The sequence below is a fragment of the Chitinophaga tropicalis genome (genome assembly GCF_009758205.1).
Taxonomy (GTDB): domain Bacteria; phylum Bacteroidota; class Bacteroidia; order Chitinophagales; family Chitinophagaceae; genus Chitinophaga; species Chitinophaga tropicalis.
Genome location: NZ_WRXN01000015.1, coordinates 132,165 through 152,515, shown reverse-complemented (window position 1 = coordinate 152,515; position 20,351 = coordinate 132,165). Strand labels below are relative to the sequence as shown.

The window sequence follows — 20,351 nt, the reverse complement described above, 5'->3', positions numbered from 1 at the left end:
AACTCTACTTTGTAAAATCCGATCCAAACACCTTGTCCCACAGAGCAGAGCTGACGCCATAACCCTTAGTTGCATCAGAGTAATGATGCATCATGTGATGTTTTTTTAACTTCTTCCAGAACGCGTTTTTAAAGTTCAGGTGATGAAGTGCATAGTGCGAAATATCGTAAAACAGGTAGCCTGCCACAAAACCGGCAAAGAAACCATAGAGGTAAAATCCGGGTACCAGCGCTCTGAAAAGGAAATAGAACCCTATTGCCAGCGGGATGCTTACAGAAGGCGGCATAACAAGTCGCAATACATCATTGGGATAATCATGATGTACTCCATGGAAAATGAAGTGTATCTTCTTACCCCATTCTGAAGTAGGCTCAAAATGGAATACGAACCTGTGCAATACATACTCTACCAATGACCAGAACAGGATACCGCCTGCTATTGTGAGCAGCAGTGTCAACATGTTATTACCGATCTCAAACATGGCATAGTAACAGGAATAAAGTATAACAGGTATATAGATGATCAATGGTACGCTGAAATGTACCTTTGACAACGCTTCCATGAGCTTGTTATTAAACATAGGCACTGACTCCTTTGCGTTGGAAACATATTGCTTTTTCATTCTTCAGTGATTTGTGTCCTTTTCTTAGGGTTTGAACTGCTCCTTGATCTCTTTACCGGTGGCAGGGTCAATTCCCTTCATTTCAATATAAACTACGTTGGGGAACCAGAACGTTCCACCTTCTATCTGCAGATAAATACGGTTCAGGATGGCCATGGTCTGTCCTATCTGGGTGTAGATATGATAACCACCGCCTTCAGCTGCTTTCATCAGGTACATCTTTTTCTTGTCATAAGCTACCGATCGCAGTTCGTATTTATCTTTTTCCAGCTGTTTTATTTTTAACCCATAGGCGAATTTACGCTGGATGTAATTTAGCCCTTTCTTCTCGTTATTCTCCGTATACCTGATCCAGTAGATATTTACCGGTTCACTTTCATTCAGCGAGCCGTCTTTCTTCAGGTTCAGGTCATAGATAATAGTGTTGGCATTAGGCGTACGCTGCATATAGAACAGCATATTGGGAGTATGTGGCACGGGAAATACCGGTTCATTACTGTTGCCTGCCCATGCAAGGGAGGGTAATACTGCCAGCAGCAACGCAATAACCGGAGTGGTAGTAGCGCTGCGGATCACTCTTGTTACCTGGTCCTGTTTGTCCATAGCCTTCTTTGCATCCCTCAAACGGCCTACAGCCGTGATGTTTGTCATGATAGCCATGATAAACAGGGGAAAGGTGAAGATGGAGATGGTTTCGAATATATGGAACGGTATGCCGGGAACATACAGCTTATAATCACCTCCTATAAAATGGGCGGTGACGCCGCATGCAATGGCAGAAACGGAAATGATCACTATTCTTTCCGGGCGCTGCATGAGGCCTCCTTTACATTCAATGCCCAGACCCTCTGCCCTGGCCCTTGTATAACTTACCATCATAGAGCCTATCAGCGCTATAAAGGCAAATATGGAACTAAGGAAATAATGATGTCCTATCAGGTAATAACAGATACCGAAGAAGAGCACCATTTCGCTGTAACGGTCCAGTACCGAATCAAACAGGGCGCCAAAACGGGAGCCCATATTACCCAGGCGGGCTACTTGTCCGTCCAGCATATCAAATAGTCCGGCAAAGAGGATCAGCGCTCCTGCCCAGCCCACATAAGACAGATCTCCCCTGTTCCCTACTTCTACCCCTTTCACGAAAATTATCACAACGCCTATATTTAGCAGGAAGCCTATCAGGGTTACGGCGTTTGGGGTAAGACCCAGCTTTATCAACCCTTTCACCAATGGATTGATGACCAGGTAAATAGCTTGCTGCAGTTTATCTCTGAATCGCTTGTTCATGGTCAATAGAATTAAAAATCAAATTTGAAACGGGTCCTGATACCCCATTTTGCCACCAGGGGGTTATCAAGATACGTAAAACGCTTCACCATATCCACTCTGATGATCTTAAATATGTTCGCAATACCAATACTACCTTCTATGTAAGGTTCTTTGCTCAGAGTATATGAGAAGGAACGGCCGTCCGCATATTTTGAGAACTGTATGCTTTCCGGGTTCTGGTTCGGGTCATTCTCAGACCTGAGTCCGCCGTAGAGCATTTTCACAGCCACTACCTCTCTCAGTTTTAATTTCTTGAACAAAGGTATCTTATTAAAAATAAAACCGTTAAAGTTATGGTCAATGGCCAGGCTGGCGTAGTGATCGCTCACAAACTCCATGAAGTTCATCATGTTGAAGGAGTTTAACTGGTACGCATAGGTCTGGTTGGCCCTGTGTATTGTAAGCAGCGGATAGGGCGCTTTCCCGAAAATGTAACCGCCTTCCAACACTACCTCGCTATACCCCAGTGAGGAGAGGTATACCATCTTATAGATGTTGAGGGTAATGTTCTGGTAATTATAGCCGCTTTTGAATACATCCTTTACACCAGCAATAGCTCTCAGTGTAAAGACCGGGTATTTGTTCGGGATGGGTATCCTGAAGTTCTTACCCTGGTAGAACTGTTCATGAGGCGCCCATCTTAGCTCCAGTGAGAACTCTGCCGTAGTCAGTTTACGTACACTGTCTGTCAGGGTAGGGCCCTTGTAGTAGCTAAGGCTGCCTGCAGGTGTTTGCTGCCAGTGTTTGAAACCTACCTGGTAAGAGAAGTGGTTCTCAAACTCATGCAGGAAGTTCAGGTTATAGATGTCGTTATACAGCCATTTATCGTTGTTACCACGTTTGAAGGACAGGAGGAAGTTATCTTCCTGTACAAACTGCAGTTCCTGACCCGGTATTTTGGTATCATGCTGGTAATTGGCGCGGATAGCTTTTATTGGCCAGTCATAAATGGATACTTTATTGAACGCATATGCACCGCCAAAATAGTATTTCCATTTCTCATCCTTAAAACCGTATGCTGCATAGCTTTCCAGGTATATGCTCTTGTTGAACTTAGGTGTGGTACGTCCCCCTACCCTCAGACGGAACCCTTCAACATCATTGAAGCTGTAGAAAGTATTTACCGGGCCTACCTCTACCGGACCAAAGCTTTTAAAACCAGCCAGCAGCAAGGTGGCAATATCCATCGTTCTCCTGAAGGATTTCATGCGCTGCAGGCTGTCTATGTTCCCGTATACTTTTGTTTCTGCTGTAGTAAGCGTATCATGACGGTGCTGTACCCAGAAGCTATCTGGTTTAGCTGTTGTCTCTACGTTTTCTACCAGTCTCGGGCCATTATAGAATGCCTCCGGCATAGGCTGGTTGATCTTCATGTCTTTCAGAGACACGGTACGTTCACCGTAGATACCGCTGCTGCCTTTAAAGATCCCGAAGTCTGCCATAAGGGTACTTTTATTCATAAAGTAGCGCCCGTCAGCAGTCTTTTCGAAATCGAGGTACAGATGGAAGTCGCGCACCCAGTTCAGGTTAATTTCCTTATTGGCAGTAAGGTCTGCTTTCTGTACTGCATAGTTGCCATCCAGGGTGATATACAGTTTACCCTGTAACAGCAGATCTGTTTTATTACGGGGATAGAATTCCAGCTCAATCAGCTTCTCATTGGAAGCAGTGGTGATGGTATCCGCTATATAATACTTATAGAAAGTTGGTGCTGTACCGGCTATAGGACTGAGAAACTGGTTGGTGAACAACATCATGTTGTTGTCATAAATCTCCACATCCTGATAAATATGGTTCAGGTAAGCGCTCAGGCCACGGTTATCAATATAATTCTCAAAGCTTACTTTCTTATCTGCCGTGACGATAGTACGTTTCTTTTCAGGATCCCTGCGGTAATATACGTCAGACAGCTTTTCCTCCAGGTAGATAGGCAGCAGGGAGCGGCCTTCCATTTTGGTAGTATCCTGGTTATCGAAAATGAACTTATACTTACGCGTGAGGCGGCCATTACGTATCTTATCTGAGAGATTGCTGAGTGCAAACTCCAGTTTCTCATACTGGTTATAAGAAGAGTAATCGTAATGTTCCATCCTGTTCTTGGATTTATTATCTATCACCAGGCGGATCAGTTCAACTGCCGGATTATCTTTATTACGGTAACGTTCTCTTCTGCGTTTCACCACCACCTCGGAGAGATTTTTGGCAGTGCTCTCCAGGCTGACATTCTTTACTTGTTCTTTTCCCCGTTGTATACGGACATTAACATCTTTATAGCCGAGAAAAGCGAAACGGATACTATCTTTCGGGCTGTCAAACTTTAATTCGTACCTGCCGGCTGCATCAGTAGCAGTACCGGTCTGGGTACCTGGTAAAAATACGTTAACAAAAGGTAAGGGAGCACCGGTTTTACTATCTGTAACCAGCCCTTTCACTGTTGTACTTTGCGCAAGAGCTGAATGAAAGCCTATCGAGAGCAACAATAAAATACCAATACCTATTTTTTTACTACCGTTCATCTATCAAACTCATTTAAAAACAAACCGCTTTTGCATGGCATAGCTGTATGTGAAACCAATCAATAATGCTACTACTACTTTAGCCACTACATAGTGAAGATGAGTATAGTGTAGCACTGTCCATACTCCTGCCGCATTCAACAGCAGGTTCCCCACCCATGTTATACCATATCTGAATGCCTGTCCAACGATCTTTTCTTTTTCCTTTTTAAAAACCCACCATCTGTTGATTGCGAAATTTGTGATCCCACCTGCAAGTGTACCTGCCATATTCGCGCCAACATACCAGCCTCCGGCAGCTTCTGACAGCAGGATCGCTACCAGGAAGTCCATTCCTGTTCCTATCAGGGAGGATGCCTGCGCTTTCAGAAATTTAATCATCCGGGCAACAGGTTACAGTAAAACACAATCTGTAAGAGCAGGTTAGTGTATATTCCTGCCAGTACATCATCCATCATCACACCGGTTCCACCTGGTAATTGTTCAGTACGGCGTATGAACAATGGCTTTACAATATCAAAGAAACGGAACAGCACCAATCCCAGCAGTACATACAGAGGCTTTACAGGGAGGAATAAAAGGCTTACGCACATACCTGCTACTTCATCTATCACCACCTTTTTATCATCTTTACCCCAGTAAGGTTCTACAATGGTGCCGGACCAGCACCCCAGCAAGGTGACCGCTATTGTAAAGAACAGCGGCCATATTGCTGAAACATGGCTACCAGCCAGTACGAGGTACCAGCAGAGCGCTGCAACGGCCGCCGCGACCGTTCCTCCGCCCTTACCGATGTAGCCTATGCCCAGGCTGGTAGCTATTAACTTATGGACTCTTATCATTGTGCCTCCAGGATTCCTTCGTAATAATCCAGTCCCAGATGCGTGATCAGGTCCTCGCCCATCAGGTAACGGAGAGTGTTCTCCAGCTTGATGAGCTGTTTGAATATGTCGTGCTCAGGACGCAGGCCCGGAGCTGTCTGTGGCGATTTGAAGTAGAATGACAGCCATTCCTGGATACCACTCATACCTGCACGTTTCGCAAAGTCAATAAACAGGGCCAGGTCAAGTACGATAGGTGCGGCCAGGATAGAGTCACGGCACAGGAAGTTCACCTTGATCTGCATTTTATAGCCCATCCAGCCCAGGATATCGATGTTATCCCAGCTTTCTTTATTGTCCTTGCGTGGAGGATAGTAGTTGATCCTGATCTTGTGGTAGAGGTCGCCGTACAGTTCCGGATTCTCGTCCGGGTGCAGGATGTCTTCCAGTACGCCCAGTTTGGACACTTCTTTGGTTTTGAAGTTATCCGGATCGTCCAGTACCCATCCGTCGCGGTTACCCAGGATGTTGGTAGAGAACCAGCCTTCCATACCCAGGGCACGTGCATGCAAACCTGGGGCCAGGATGGTTTTCATCAACGTCTGACCGGTTTTAAAGTCCTTACCACCGATAGGGGTCTTGGTCTGTTTAGCCAGTTCTGTCAGGGCCGGGATGTCGCAGGTCAGGTTAGGCGCTCCGTTTGCATAAGGCACACCCAGCTTGATGGCTGCGTAAGCATAGATCATGCTGGGAGCGATGCGGGGATCGTTATCTTTCAGACCTTTTTCAAAAGCGGCCAGTGACATGTGCACCTCGGCTGGTTCATGGTAGATCTCGGTAGAACCGCACCATACCATTACTACACGGTCGCAACCGTTCTTTTCCTTAAAGTTCTTTATATCTTCCATTACGGCCTGTGCCTGCTCATAACGGTTGCCTTCTTTGATATGTGTACCATCCAGGTTCTTCACAAAGTTCTTATCGAACGCTGCTTTCATTGGTACGATAGCTTCCAATTCGGGTCTGATAGCTTCCAGCATGAACCTATCCAGTACTTCCGCCTTAACAGCAGCGGTATATACGTTGTCTTCGTAAACATCCCATCCGCCAAATACCAGGTCATCCAGGCTGGCCAGGGATACGAAGTCTTTTATCTTCGGATTTCTGTTTTCAGTTCTCTTTCCCAAACGAATACTACCCATCTGTGTCACCGAACCAATTGGTTTTGACAACCCCTTCCTGATAGATGCTACACCGGCAATGAACGTGGTGGCCACCGCTCCGAGGCCTGGCATCAGCACACCCAGCTTCCCTTTTGCTTCTTTAATTTGATGTTTCATAAAAATGTGAGACTTTATTTTCGTTTTTAACAAAATCCTATAACCATTTATTTACGGTATACCATTCCAGCGTTTCCTTCATCCCCTTTTCAAGGTCATAAGCGGGCTGGTATCCCAGATCAATTTTTAGTTGGTCAATGTTGCAATTCCAGTTCTCTGCCGTCAGCTCAAAGATCTTGTCTTTGTTCAGCAACGGCGCCCCTTTGCTCATTGCTTCCGAGATGGCAGCAACCAGCTTAATGACTGATAGGGGCATATAGAATCTGAAAGTGCGCAGTTGTAGGATCTGCTTTGTAATGTTAGCCAGGGCATAACGATCGTAAATGTTTCCGTCGGAAATGTTATACCCTGTGCCTTTAACTGGTTTCGTCAGCGCCAGTATGGCTGCTTTCGCCAGGTCCTTTACATATACGAAACTCAGCCACTGAGGGTTTCGTCCCATATATGGTTCAAGGCCCCGTTTGAGGGTCCGGAACAAAACGAAAAGGTCCCGTTCCCTCGGCCCATATACTGCTGTGGGCCTTAAAATTACCCAGGGTAGCCCGGGCAATGCCTGAAGATATTGTTCTGCCAGTAGTTTACTGCGTCCGTATTGGGTGACCGGGGCCGGATTTACACCATCGGGGCAGGCCCCTCCGGCATTATAGGCAATTGGTCCCATTGAGGCCAGACTACTGATAAATACGAATTTCTTCAGGGGGATTCCCGCTTCCAGGGCTGCTGCCGCCAGGTTCTGCGTATAAACTGCATTTACCCGGTTATATTCGTCAGCCGTCCTGGCTTTGGTAATCCCTGCTCCATGAAGGATATAATCATATTGGTGTTGAGCCAGAAGCTCACGCAACTTATCCTTATTTGAAAGATCCGGCGACACAAACTGCACATCAAGATGCTTCAGATGGTCGATGCTGCTGGATGCCCTTACGGCTGCATGTACTTCCATTCCTGCTTCCAGCGCTGCTTCTACAAGATGATACCCAACAAACCCACTTGCGCCTGTTATCAATATTCGGGGTTTCATAATGCTTTTTCGTAAATCCGGTACTTTCTGTACGGATCTGCGTTGATATTGATCAACGCGTTATTCATCATTTCGTTATGATCAAGAATCCAGGATGCCTCTGCGTATTTCAGACCTTTTTCGCGGCCTATACGGATCACTTCTCCATAAAAGCAGGCTTCAATACCCAGTTTACGATAAGGTTCCGTTACACCCAGTGTGAGTATACGGATCCCGTTTACTTTCTTTTTATTGAGCAGCAGCTTGAAAATGCCTGTTGGCAATAAGCGTCCTTTTTTGATCTTGATCAGTATCTGATTAAGGTCAGGAAGCGCCAGTGAAAATCCTACAAGCTTTCCATCCTGCTCTGCCACATGGCACAGATCGGGGTCCATTACCATTTTCAGGTCTTTGGCCAGGTGATTGAACTCGTTGGTGGTCATTGGCACAAATCCCAGGTTCTTGCTCCACGCGGCATTATAAACTTCTCTGATCTTCGCTACTTCCTCATCAAACTTCTTCACATTTATATTGCGGATCACGAAGTTCTTTTTAGCCAGCCTTTCCTTCAGCGCGGTCAGCATCCGGTAAGGCCTGTCTTCCAGGTTTTCCGGTGTGATCTTATAAGCCAGCAGGGTCACTTTCTCAGTCAGCCCGGCATCAGCTACAAGGAGGTTATAATCCGGCCTGTTGTACGGCATCATTATTACCGGCGGACCATCAAACCCCTGTACAAGCATACCGCAGGTTTCATTTGTAGAGAAGTTCACCGGACCGATGATGGTCTTCAGGTTACGTTCTCTCAGCCATTTCTCAGCTGTATCAAACAGCTGCCGGCTTACTACTTTATCATTGATACACTCATAGAACCCGAAAAATCCATCCTGGGTGTTATTGAATGCGTTATGGTTCCTGTTGTTGATAGCAGCTATCCTTCCTACAATCTTTCCATCCCTGAAAGCGAGGAACAATTGCACTTCTGAATGCTCATGGAAAGGGTGCTTTCCAGGCGTCAACATATCCCGCTGAGCTATAAACAGTTCTGGCACATAATTCTTGTCATTTCGGTACAGGTCATGGGGAAAATCAATAAACTGTGCCAGCTGCTTTTTATTTGTAACTGGTTGAATAGTTGCCGGCGCACCGGAAACTAATGGCGCTTGCGCTGATTGCTGGGATGTTTGCAATGTTTCCATTTATATTTTTTGCTTTAAAGGAACGCCTGCACGAGTGAAAGCCTCAGTCAACTTATCCACAGCAGTTTCAATCTGGCTGAAAGTGTGTGTGGCCATCAGGGAGAACCTGATCAACGTAGCATCCGGCTGTACAGCGGGAGGAACTACCGGGTTCACGAAGAGCCCTTCTTCCTGCAGCATGCGTGTAACACGGAACACGTTGTCTTCACTCCTGATATAGATAGGTATGATCGGAGTTTCAGATACAGATCCTGTATCGAAACCGGCTTCTTTTAACAGCGTACGTGCATAGTTGGTATTGTCCCAGAGACGCTGAATATGCTCCGGCTCGGTCTGCATAATGTCCAGAGTGGCAATTACGCTGGCTACGGCGGCAGGCGTCATACTGGCACTGAATACTAACGGGCGTGCATAGTGCTTCAGGTATTCGATGATCTCTTTGTCCCCTGCAATAAATCCTCCCAGAGAGGCGAAAGACTTACTGAAGGTACCCATGATCACATCTACCTTATCGGTCAGACCAAAGTGCGAGGCAGTACCGGCACCATTTACGCCAATTACCCCCAGTCCATGCGCATCGTCTACCATGATATTGGCTCCATAAGCATCTGCCAGTGCCACGATCTCAGGCAGGCGGGCAATATCGCCCTCCATACTGAACACACCGTCTATAGCTATCAGTCGTACAGACGATTGCGGCATAGCCTGCAGTTTTGCCTCCAGGTCTTCCATATTATTATGACGGTACTTTACTACCTTGGAGAAAGACAACCTGCTGCCATCTATGAGAGAAGCATGGTCAAGCTCGTCCAGGATAATATAGTCGTTACGGCCAGTCAGACTGGACAAAGCACCCAGGTTTGACTGGAAACCTGTACTGAATACAAGCGCAGCTTCCTTGCCCACAAATTCTGCAAGGCGCTGTTCCAGTTCAATATGAAGGTCCAATGTACCGTTCAGGAACCTGGAACCGGCACAACCGGTACCATATTTCTCAACGGCGCGTATGGCTGCTTCTTTTACCCGGGGATGATTTGTCAACCCGAGATAAGAGTTAGACCCAAACATTAACACTTTTTTACCGTCAATGTCTACTTCCGTGTCCTGGGAAGATGAAATAGGTCTGAAATAGGGATAGATTCCCTTTTCCTTGATGCTGTTAACTCTCGCTAATGCAGCCATCTTCGCACGTAACATTTTGCTCATCTGTGATATCTTCTTAAGCTGTTGTAATAAGCTGTGCCTACTCCTGGAAGGCATAGCGCTAACCCGATCAAAACATGTTCCATATTCTGATCTTAGTATTTATAGGTTATGAACTACTAAAATTGTTGCAGATAAAGTGTGAGAGGTATATTCAGCCCCTGTATCCCCTTTGAGGAATTTAACCTGCAGACAAGCCATGTTTAAATAATTCAATTGCAATATTAATTGTAATTCAAATAAATACAATGCACATAAAATATACGCGCGTCATTTATTAATAGATTCAATTACTTAAACAGTATGCTAGTTGCGGTTTAAACAGAAAAATCAGGGACATAATCAAACAATGTGACGATATGAAAGGTTGTGGTTTAAGGCGTTAACCAGCTTCAAACACACACAGAATCTAAAATAATGGCACCAAATTAGGAAAAAAATTCAATTAAAATCAAAAAACATTACCCACAGGCATTAAAATATTACATATATGCAACAATTCCATTGCCACACCAAACCAATTTTTCTACCTTATAAGAATATATTCAATTCATTTACAATCACATCAAATTACATTAAACGAATTTGTCAGGTATAATAAACATACCTTGCCTACCTATGTAATTAAACTTTCCGCATTTCCACTTGTCTATCACTCATGTACTCAAAAGAACTACTTAAAGGAACAATTGAGATCATCATCCTGAAGTTACTGCATGAAAATGGCAGCATGTATGGATATGAGATCAGCAGACAGGTAAAAGAACTGACAGATGGGAAAATAATCATCAGCGAAGGAGCTCTGTATCCCGCCCTTCATAAACTGGAAGCAATAGGCATACTGACTACCACCACTACGTTGATAGGAAAACGGCAACGTAAGTACTATAATATTACAGATGATGGCAAAAAAACATCAGTATCTAAAATATATGAACTTCACTCCTTCTTCCAGTCATTAAACCAGATCATGCACTTTAAACCGGCTACACCCGACGCCAGCTTTTTGTAACCACACCTTATCTAATTTTCTATAATAAAAAAGGCAGTCGTTCCTATCAGGATGACTGCCTTTTTATTATCCATAACCTTTAATTTACCCTACCTGTAAAATAAATCCTTTTGAAAATCATGCAGATGCCTTTTGTTCCTCTCATCTCCCAAAAAATGGCATCCTTTTAGCTTTTATGTTTATCAAATAGTATCCCTATTGCTTATTCTTTTACACATATAATTCAATAACTATTTGTACTTTCAGTACGTTATGCTATAACAAAACCAATTGTCATGAATATCCTACAATCCCTGCCTGCACTGTACTTAACTTTGCTATCTGCATTAACAGTCAATGCTCAATCTCAATATGGATCATCTTCCCAATGGCCAGCCGATAACCGCCTCAGCCAGGAATCTGATTCTACCGGTCTTCCGGGAGACAATTTCAGCCTCCAGGGTGCACTTACCTTATTCAAAAAGGCAAACAGTCCTGAAGAATTTGAGAGACTTTTAAATACAAGAGACAACAACGTCAATAACCTTGACCTTAACAATGATGGTAATATTGACTACATCCGTGTTATCAATAAGAAACAGCAACAGGTCCATCTCTTCATCCTGCAAGCCCTGGTATCCAACCAGGAAAGCCAGGACGTTGCCATTATTGAGCTGGAAAAGAATGGAGATAATAGTGCCGTTATCCAGATAGTAGGCAGCGAAGATATTTATGGAGAAGCTGTTATTGCAGAACCGGTAGAATCTGATAATAATTCCAACAATAGCAACTATAATAATAACTACAACGGTAATTATTTTAACAGCAATAACAACTATTATAACGGTAACAACAACACCAATTATAATAATAACTACAACAATAATTATAACAGCAACTATTATAACGGTAATAACAACAGTAACTATTATAATGGTAACTACTACAACAACGATTATTACTACAATCGCTCACACGGACCATCTGCAGGATCAGAAGACTTCTCCGGCAATGCCTTCCACCCATCCGGCGTCATTATCAATGTCTGGTTCTGGCCTTGTGTACGCAGAGTGTATGCACCTTCTTATGTAATATGGACATCCCCATGGACCTGGGTAAATCCTCCGGGCTGGTGGCGCCCATGGCGTCCTATGCCATGGCAGGCTTACCGCCCGGCCTGCTACCATTACCACCAGGGTTATATGTATACATACACCCGCAGAATACCTCCGGCCCCGGTCATGTACCGCTCCTACAGATGTTATTCTCCGATGGTGATGGAACGCAACCGCGTGGTCATGACCAGCTACCGCGGCGCCAGGGCCGATCGTGGCGGAAACTATCCTCCCAACCGTTTCAATAATGGTTATTATGGCGGCCGCAATTATAACGGCTACGATCGCTACAGAAATAACAACGGATATTATAATGGTGGCAGAAATAGTTATAACGGGTATAACAACAATGACAGACCAGGTAATTATAATCCCAGACCGGGTAACTATAATCCCGGTGGAAGATCAGGTAATGACCGCAACCAGGATTATACACCAGGTAACGGGAACAGTGGTAATACCAACCGTGGTAGTCGTGTAGTTCGTGGCTCCTGAGCATGTAAAATATTCTAAATGAACCGGATCTATTGGCTGCATAAACGCCTGTCAAATAGGTCCGGTTCATTTAAACTTCCCCAATAAATACACCCCGGATAAAATTCAGAACTTTTTTTTCTCCACGTTGTTTTTCCTGCTGACATAGGGTTGTCACTTGCCCCCTCTTACTTTGTATCCAGAAATTCACACATAAAACCTCATAGCAATGACAGACACATTAGTACACGCTCCGGTTATTACCCCTGAAGCGCTTCTGGACCACTGGCAAGGCCATCGCCGCTTAACCCGCCGCCTGATAGAAGCATTTCCGGAAGATAAACTCTTCAGTTATTCAGTGGGCGGTATGCGCCCCTTTGCCCACCTGGCAATGGAAATGATCAGGATGGCCGGCCCAGGCTTAAACGGTATTGTGTCAAGAAAATGGGAACACTTTGATGATAAAAAAGGAGCCCCAACCACCAAAGAAGGTCTGCTGAAACTCTGGGATGAAACTACAGAAGAGATCAATACACTCTGGCCACAAATAGAACCCGGCCGTTTCCAGGAAATTGACGTTGCCTTCGGACAATGGGAAGGCCCCATTTACTGGACATTATTCTACTTTATTGATAATGAGATCCATCACAGGGGTCAGGGATATGTATATCTCCGCACACTTGGTATTGAACCACCGCCATTCTGGGACAGGAACTAGGTAAAAGGAGAACGGCCCGCCTGAGGCGGGCCGTCTGTTTATTATGCTTTTTTTGCTTTTCCAAGACCTATCTTATAGTTGTCCGGCGTTCCTGTTACCTTGATGTTCATGAACCGCACTTTCTTATCCTTATCACGGTATTCTATAGCATCTACCTGGTCAGGGTCCACCTCTTCACGCTTTCTGCCAAAGAGAGACTGAAATCCTACCTGTGTTACCATCTTTAACGGTATGCGCATATAGTATTCCATTTTCATATCGAGATACTGCTTACCTGAAATCTCCATAAAACCGAGAGAAGAGTTGATATTCATAGCAGGAATGTCCAACACCCCATTCCTGAATGTCAGCTTGTTCCGTAAAGTATCAAAGCGTACCATGTTCAGGTTCTTATCTTTGAAGTAACTGGCCATAGCCTGCATAGGAGCAAAGTTCACCAGGCTGCCGTTACGGATATCCACTTCCAGCTGGGCTTCAGAGTCATCAATGATTGGCGTCAGATCCGGATGTATCTTCACACGGCTCCTGATCACACCGAACAACCTGCCTTTTATATTCTTATTGATCACATAGTCCTGTCCGAAATAGTCCAGCTTCAACATCATCTTTTCAATATTCACATCTTCTACGCGTATCCTGCTGCGGAAATAGATCTTTTTAGGATCAGTACCATTAAAATGTCCTCTCATTCCTATTTTTCCTTCCGCGACTCCCATACCCAGGGTATCCAGGTACAGATGCTGATCAGCCTGCATCCTGGCATTAGCCGTAATATTCTTCAGCCATAGACGGTGGTACTTCATTTTACCGATGTTGACAGTAGTCCTGAAATCAATGAATTTGATCCTGAAGATGTTAAAGGCGCTGGAATGTGTTGAGTCCTTTATGGTGGTTTTCACGGCAGCATTGGTAACAACCGGTTTAGGCGCTTCATCTTCTGCCGTAAGTTTATAGTTGGTCAGCTCATCCAGGTCCAGGAAACGGGAAGTAAACTGTAAGAAGTTCTCCTGCTTGCGTCTCAGGGTATCATCGCCGGTGTACAGTCTCATACTCAGATCAAAGTCCGTACGTCCAATTCTTCCTGTCAGCGTGTCTACCTTGATAAGCTTATTGGTAGCATAACGAATAGTGCCTTTAACACTATCCACTTTAAACTTATGTTCTGTCAATTCCCCTGATACATTAGCCAGTTTGATCTTGGCAAATCTGAAAACGGAATCATATTTCAGATCTGCTTTTGCTCTCAGCCATATTCCTTTTGCTACTTCATTATGGTAATCTTTCGGAACATATTGTTTGCTGTATTTGCCTAACAGGTCTCTCATAGCCAGGCGCTGCGACTTCAGGTCAAACGCTATCTGTGTCTTTCCCCTCATTACCTTGTCAAACCATAGCTGGTAGTTAATAACGCGGCCGCTGAATTTAAGGTCGCTGCTATCTATCAGGCCGCCAAAATTCCTCAGCAACAAAGCGGTATCATTAATGGTAAGCTCTGCTCCGAAGTCATGGAAGGCATGTGGATATTTCTTAAAGCTGGCATACAGCTTCTCCATTTTAAATTTGCCTTTAGGTAAAGGCTTCGGTTTCAATATCTCATTAACAGATGTTTCCAGTGACAGTCCTACGTTAAAACCGTAGATCTCCTCCTGTATTCTCCGGCTTTTGGCAGTATCAAATGCAAACAGCTCTTTCATGACCATCCTCTTACTATGCGCATTGAAAGTAACCAGTACCGGTTTCTGCTGATGGTGGAAGATGGCAGGCAGGTCGTTTAATGAGCCATTCATGTAAAAATCTGAGTTGCCGAAATTGAATGCCAGGGAATCCAGCTTCACAAAACCGTTCTTCATGTCTGCATGCAGGTCCAGGTTACGTACAATGTGCGGATAACCTGGCACACGGAAGGTCAGATTGCTCACTGTCAGCTCACTCTGCACCCCTTCTTTCAGTTTGGCCATAGATTCTTCCGGCAGGTGCAGGTCTACCAGTTCCTTGAAATCCATTTGCAGGCTGATATGCCCTGTTATACGCTGCAGGTCTTTTATGCCCAGGAAAGCACCGATAAATTCCAGTTCCAGCTCAGAGCTCACCTGCATGACCATTTTCGGATCAGTGAAATCGCGCATCACGAAGTTGCCCCTGAACATTCCTTTGTCCGGCCGGGCACTCATGTTGAGCAGGTGCAGCTCAGATGTTTTCAGAGAGTTTTCTGCTCCATTTGTATAATATCCTTTGAACCCGAGCGAGTCAATCTTTTTGTTAACATCCGGGTTAAGCAGCCAGGCCTTTTCACAGCCGAAGTTCATTTCTATATGCGGCAGGTTGCTCCCTTCAAGCGGGCCCTTAATAATACCATCAAAATAAACACGTCCATCGTACTTAAACTGTCCCAATTGTTTGGCCACATCTTCAGGTACAAAGGCAAATATCTGCTTCAGGTCAGGTTTATCACCTGCAATCTTAAAGTCCACATTGTTATGATGCAGCATATCCATTGTTCCGCTTACATTGAAACTGGCGTCCTCCAGTTTAAGCTTGCCTACCGGTAGTTTCAGGAATTTTGCTGCCTTATTGTATGACAGTTTAATATCTGCACCCAGGTGTTTACGACGGAACAGAACAGTATCTTTAGGAGTTGTGTAATCTGCTATCATGTTTCCTTGCAATTCCGCGCTGATCTCTTCATTGTCAGATTTAAAGGAAGTTTTGATCTTATCGATCTTTGCGCCTATATGCTGTCCGCTTTCCTTATCAAGGAAAGAGATCTCCATATTTTTCAACACTATTTTCCTGATATCCAGGTCAAGCGAAGCCGAAGATGCTTCTGCTGTAACTATGGTGTCAGATTTAATGGTGCTTGCCTCTACTATATTGATATTCCCATGAACATCCCTCACCAGGTCAAGGTGACCGTTCTTCATGAAGATGACCTTAACATTATATTTCTGTTTCAGGATGTCTGGCAGGCTGAAACCAACAAATAAGCGCTCTATCTCGGTCATGGGCTTTCCCGTTTTCTGCTTGGTAGCATAAAACCTGATATTCTCCAGTCCGATCGAAATGTATGGGAAATTCTCAAATGGGGAAATGGTACTGCCTCCAACCTCCAGTTCGCCCGGTAATTGCTTGTTCAGTTCTTTAATAACCAGGCTGATAAGCCGTTCCTGTTGTGAGTAAAGTATACCTATGGCAACGATCGCCAATACTATCAGGGAAATAATAGGAATGAGTAAAATCCGCCAGATCCTCCTTCTTGTCTTACCTGTCATGATGTTGAGACTTAATCTGAATATATAGTAACGGCAAAAATAGATTGCACCCCCATAAAATAAAAATATTTTATATAAGATACTACCTTAAATAGCTACCAGTAAAAAGTACCATACAACCAATGATTTGCACCATAGCAGGCATGTTTTTTCCGGTAATTTTGTACAGTCAATCGTTATTTATGGCACGGGCAACAATACCAGTTTACGATATATGTACCATTGACAAAAATGGGCATGCACAGGACTTAATGGTGGAGAAATTCGATGAATACCTGGAAAAACACTACCAGTCCCGCCATCTTCCCCACCGGCATTCTTTCTACCACCTTGTGATGTTTACCAGGGGGACCGGGTCTCATACGATAGACTTTGTCCGATTCAATGTGCAGCCCTACCAGATCTATTTTATGATTCCAGGGCAGGTACACAGCTGGGATTTTACCAGCGCTACCGATGGATATATTATTCATTTCGCGGCTGATTTTTTTCGTGCGTTCTTACTCAATCCGTCTTACCTGGAGCAATTCAGTTTTTTCAGCGGCAATAGTGCAGACGGGGTGTGTCAACTACCGGTCCCTGTCAGGGCGGAGGTAGAGCGTATTTTCAGAAGCCTGTTGTCTGAAGTGAATAATCTGCAACCGGTAAATATTGACATGGTACGGCTGGGCCTGCTGCAGCTCTTCATTACGATAGAGCGCAGTATGCATCCTGAAACACCTGGACAGCGTCCTGGCAGTCCTTCAACCCTGATGAGGAACTTTCAGCAGCTGATCAATCAGCATTTCCGCACCAGGCGGCTTCCAAAAGATTATGCAGAGATGCTCTATATCACTCCCAACCACCTCAATGCCATGTGCCGGGAAATCCTGGGAAAAACGGCGGGAGATGTGATCAGGGAAAGAGTGATACTGGAAGCTAAACGGCTGCTTACCAACGCCCGTATGAGCATCCTGGAAATAGCATACGATCTTAATTTCAAAGATAACTCCTACTTCACCCGGTTCTTCAGGAATGCAGAAGGCATTACCCCGGAAGAATTCAGGAAAAAATTCATAAATCAATAAATTATGTGTGCAGACAAACTCGGGAAAAGACCTAATTTTTTATGGAGCATACTTCAGAACAGGTGCCCCGCATGCCGCAAAGGAAAGATCTTCAAGGCAGACAGCGCTTATGATCTCAAGCATTTTACAGAAATGAACCATCACTGTCCTGTATGCGGAGAGGATTTTGAACGGGAAATAGGTTTCTACTACGGCACCGGCTATGTCAGCTACGCGCTTACTGTAGCTTTCAGCGTAGCAACATTCATTGCATGGTGGGTATTGATAGGCTTCTCTCTCTACGATAACCGCATCTTCTGGTGGCTGGGTGTGAACGGTGTGCTGCTGGTGCTCCTGCAACCGCCCATTATGCGCCTGTCCAGGACCATATGGTTAACCTTCTTCGTACGGTATAAGCCGGAAACAGTATTGAAATAAGGAGTTTTGATACAGGCAGCGGGTCTATCCCTACCCGCTGCCCTTCATCAGGATATAATAGGTTCTCAATAAAAATATAATCTGGAGTTTGACAACAACGGCATGATTTCCTTTGATACTATGTGTCGCTTAATTAAAATCTATTGCAAAATTAATTTACAGTATCCCGGAAAAAATACCGGAAAACAGGGGTTTTACAAGCATACCCGGAAAGGTACTTTTACTTATATGATCAATATATAAATAAATAATTATATATTTCCGGACTGATTGACAAAGAATGAAGCTAAGAGGTTTACTGATTTTACTATCCCTGACCCTGCAACTGACAGCGCAGACCCGATATACAGACAGTCTGAAAATGGCTCTGAGAAAGGCTCCTGACGATGCAACACGTGCTGAGCTGCTTATTCTGCTGGCTAAAAAGCTCCCCCCTGCCTATAGCGGCCAGGCCCTTGCCTACCTGCAGCAGGCATTACAGCTGGCTGAAAAAAAAGATGACAGGATAGGTATTGCCCGGGCCTATTATTCCATAGGCAACTGGTATGAAAATTCTTATGACCCGGTACAGGCAGAAAAACATCTCCTGCTGGCAAAAGAATATGTATTGAAAGACACCAGCCTCGAAGCCCGGAAAATACTGGCAATGACCAAGATAAGCCTGGCTACCGTGCTGGGAGACCGTGGTAATACCCAACAGCAGGTAGAAGAATACCTACAGGCCATCCCCCTGCTGGAAAAGATGAATGCCCCGGAAATACTGGGAACTACCTATGAGAACCTGGGCGATATCTTCTTCAACAAATCCCGTTACAAAACTGCGGTGGAGTATTACCGTAAGAGCATCAGTGTGTATGACGATGCGCCTGCCTACAGCAAGCTTATTGCCAGCCGGCATCTGAGCCTGGCCAGCTGTATGTATTATATGGATAGCCTGCCGCAAATGGAGAAATACCTGTCTGACGCCAAAAATAAACTGGATCAGACAAGACCTGATTCCATAGACCTCTGGGCTAACTATTACCATTACCGCGGCCAACTCGACGTTAAGCACCAGTTATATCTCCATGCCGCTATCATGTTCAACAGCGGTCTTTCCATTGCCAGGCAGTACCACTATAATCATGCTATCTGCAATAACCTTTATTCACTTGCCAGACTGTACGAACGTTTAGGCAAGTACGATGAAGCAATGAAACTGATGGAGGAGTATAAAGGATTGTCCAATACGCTGAAAGATTTCCCCTTCAGGCTCCATGCACTGGACCTGATGGCAGAACTATCATTCAAGCAGCATTACCCTGATGAAGCCTATAATTATCTCAGGAAATATATCATACTGGCAGACAGCCTGCAGGAACAACAGGTAACCGAGAAGCTGCATGAGCTTGAAGCTCAGTACCAGTCGTCCGCCAAAGAGAACCGCATCCTTCAGTTGCAGCATGAAAATGAGCGCCAGGAATTTGCATTGCAGAAGAACCGGCTGCTTATCTCTCTCATGGTAGTGATCATGCTATCCCTGCTGGTAGTGGCTACACTCAGTTATCTCTTTTACCGTAACGGGCGTAAACTCCTGGAGCAGCAGCAGAAACTGCACCAGTTTGAAGTGGAACGTATCAGGCAGGAACACCAGATCTCCCTGCTCTCCGCCATGCTGGAAGGACAGGAACAGGAGCGTACACGTCTTGCCAGGGACCTGCACGATGGTCTTGGCGGACTACTGTCCGGTATTAAACTGGAGCTTTCTACCATCCCTCCTGCACAGGATACTCACCGTAAACAAACATTGATAGAGAACAGTCTGCAGCGGCTGGATGGCGCTATGGATGAACTGCGCCGTATTGCCCGCAGCATGATGCCGGAAATACTTACCAAGTATGGCCTTGGCGATGCCATGCGTGAATATTGCCGCGGATTGAAAAAAACAGGCACCAACAATATTGTTTGCCAGGTATTCAACTTCCATGCAAAAATGGACCATACCAGGCAGGTAGTACTTTACCGTATTATGCAGGAGCTGGTAAACAATGCTATCAAACATGCAGAGGCATCACAGATACTCGTACTTTTACAGCAAACCGGAGATACCCTCTTCCTCACTGTAGAAGACGACGGTAAAGGATTTGATACCACTACCGGCAATAAGCTGAAAGGTGCAGGTCTTGCCAATATACAGGCAAGAGTAGATTTTCTTAAAGGAGAAATGGATATCCAGTCTGAACCCGGCACTGGCACTACCATTACAATTGAATGTGCAACCCATATTTAAT

General features: G+C 44.9%; 16 protein-coding genes. 6 read left to right on the top strand and 10 right to left on the bottom strand.

Annotated features, from left to right (window positions below):
• Positions 1 to 4: 4 nt before the first annotated feature.
• The 9 genes from GO493_RS26070 to spt are packed head-to-tail and all read right to left on the bottom strand — an operon-like array spanning position 5 to position 10,033.
• Complete coding sequence (locus GO493_RS26070; RefSeq protein ID WP_157309174.1) at positions 5 to 622, bottom strand: sterol desaturase family protein; 618 nt, start codon at positions 620 to 622, stop codon at positions 5 to 7.
• A gap of 24 nt (positions 623 to 646) precedes the next feature.
• On the bottom strand, positions 647 to 1,912 hold the full coding sequence (locus GO493_RS26065; protein ID WP_157309173.1) for a DUF4833 domain-containing protein: 1,266 nt from the start codon (positions 1,910 to 1,912) through the stop codon (positions 647 to 649).
• 11 nt (positions 1,913 to 1,923) lie between these two features.
• Positions 1,924 to 4,470 (bottom strand): DUF5686 and carboxypeptidase-like regulatory domain-containing protein, encoded by a 2,547-nt coding sequence (locus GO493_RS26060; RefSeq protein ID WP_157309172.1) that lies wholly within the window; start codon positions 4,468 to 4,470, stop codon positions 1,924 to 1,926.
• A gap of 9 nt (positions 4,471 to 4,479) precedes the next feature.
• A complete protein-coding gene (locus tag GO493_RS26055) occupies positions 4,480 to 4,851 on the bottom strand; it encodes a GtrA family protein (RefSeq protein ID WP_157309171.1) in 372 nt (123 codons plus the stop codon).
• Positions 4,848 to 5,312, bottom strand: coding sequence for a phosphatidylglycerophosphatase A family protein (locus GO493_RS26050; RefSeq protein ID WP_157309170.1), 465 nt, complete (start codon positions 5,310 to 5,312; stop codon positions 4,848 to 4,850). Before GO493_RS26050 ends, GO493_RS26055 begins: the two co-directional genes overlap by 4 nt.
• Positions 5,309 to 6,631 (bottom strand): inositol-3-phosphate synthase, encoded by a 1,323-nt coding sequence (locus tag GO493_RS26045; protein ID WP_157309169.1) that lies wholly within the window; start codon positions 6,629 to 6,631, stop codon positions 5,309 to 5,311. The genes GO493_RS26050 and GO493_RS26045 overlap by 4 nt, the downstream gene beginning before the upstream one ends.
• A 37-nt stretch (positions 6,632 to 6,668) precedes the next feature.
• Complete coding sequence (locus GO493_RS26040) at positions 6,669 to 7,652, bottom strand: NAD-dependent epimerase/dehydratase family protein (protein WP_157309168.1); 984 nt, start codon at positions 7,650 to 7,652, stop codon at positions 6,669 to 6,671.
• Positions 7,649 to 8,827 carry a hypothetical protein gene (locus GO493_RS26035; RefSeq protein WP_198315831.1) on the bottom strand — a complete coding sequence of 393 codons (1,179 nt, stop codon included), beginning with the start codon at positions 8,825 to 8,827 and terminating at the stop codon, positions 7,649 to 7,651. The genes GO493_RS26040 and GO493_RS26035 overlap by 4 nt, the downstream gene beginning before the upstream one ends.
• A complete protein-coding gene (spt, locus tag GO493_RS26030; protein WP_157309167.1) occupies positions 8,828 to 10,033 on the bottom strand; it encodes a serine palmitoyltransferase in 1,206 nt (401 codons plus the stop codon).
• Positions 10,034 to 10,688: 655 nt separating this feature from the next.
• On the opposite strand from spt, the gene GO493_RS26025 reads away from it, so the two are divergent.
• The 3 genes from GO493_RS26025 to GO493_RS26015 all read left to right on the top strand — a co-directional run bounded on the left by GO493_RS26025 (position 10,689) and on the right by GO493_RS26015 (position 13,328).
• Positions 10,689 to 11,042 (top strand): PadR family transcriptional regulator, encoded by a 354-nt coding sequence (locus GO493_RS26025; RefSeq protein ID WP_157309166.1) that lies wholly within the window; start codon positions 10,689 to 10,691, stop codon positions 11,040 to 11,042.
• Positions 11,043 to 11,317: 275 nt separating this feature from the next.
• The gene (locus tag GO493_RS26020) at positions 11,318 to 12,631 is read left to right on the top strand and encodes a hypothetical protein (protein ID WP_157309165.1); all 1,314 of its coding nucleotides are present in this window, start codon (positions 11,318 to 11,320) and stop codon (positions 12,629 to 12,631) included.
• A 208-nt stretch (positions 12,632 to 12,839) separates the two neighbouring features.
• Complete coding sequence (locus tag GO493_RS26015; protein ID WP_157309164.1) at positions 12,840 to 13,328, top strand: DinB family protein; 489 nt, start codon at positions 12,840 to 12,842, stop codon at positions 13,326 to 13,328.
• 41 nt (positions 13,329 to 13,369) lie between these two features.
• On the opposite strand, the gene GO493_RS26010 is transcribed toward GO493_RS26015, so the two are convergent.
• Positions 13,370 to 16,597 (bottom strand): AsmA family protein, encoded by a 3,228-nt coding sequence (locus GO493_RS26010; RefSeq protein ID WP_157309163.1) that lies wholly within the window; start codon positions 16,595 to 16,597, stop codon positions 13,370 to 13,372.
• Positions 16,598 to 16,779: 182 nt separating this feature from the next.
• Here GO493_RS26010 and GO493_RS26005 point away from each other — a divergent pair, with 182 nt between their 5' ends.
• From GO493_RS26005 to GO493_RS25995, 3 genes are all read left to right on the top strand, one after another.
• Positions 16,780 to 17,664 (top strand): AraC family transcriptional regulator, encoded by an 885-nt coding sequence (locus GO493_RS26005; protein WP_157309162.1) that lies wholly within the window; start codon positions 16,780 to 16,782, stop codon positions 17,662 to 17,664.
• A 3-nt stretch (positions 17,665 to 17,667) separates the two neighbouring features.
• Positions 17,668 to 18,081: a DUF983 domain-containing protein gene (locus GO493_RS26000; RefSeq protein WP_157309161.1), complete on the top strand. Its 414-nt coding sequence runs from the start codon at positions 17,668 to 17,670 to the stop codon at positions 18,079 to 18,081.
• Positions 18,082 to 18,361: 280 nt separating this feature from the next.
• Entirely contained in the window at positions 18,362 to 20,350 is a 1,989-nt protein-coding gene (locus tag GO493_RS25995) for an ATP-binding protein (protein WP_157309160.1), read from the top strand.
• Position 20,351 lies beyond the last annotated feature (1 nt).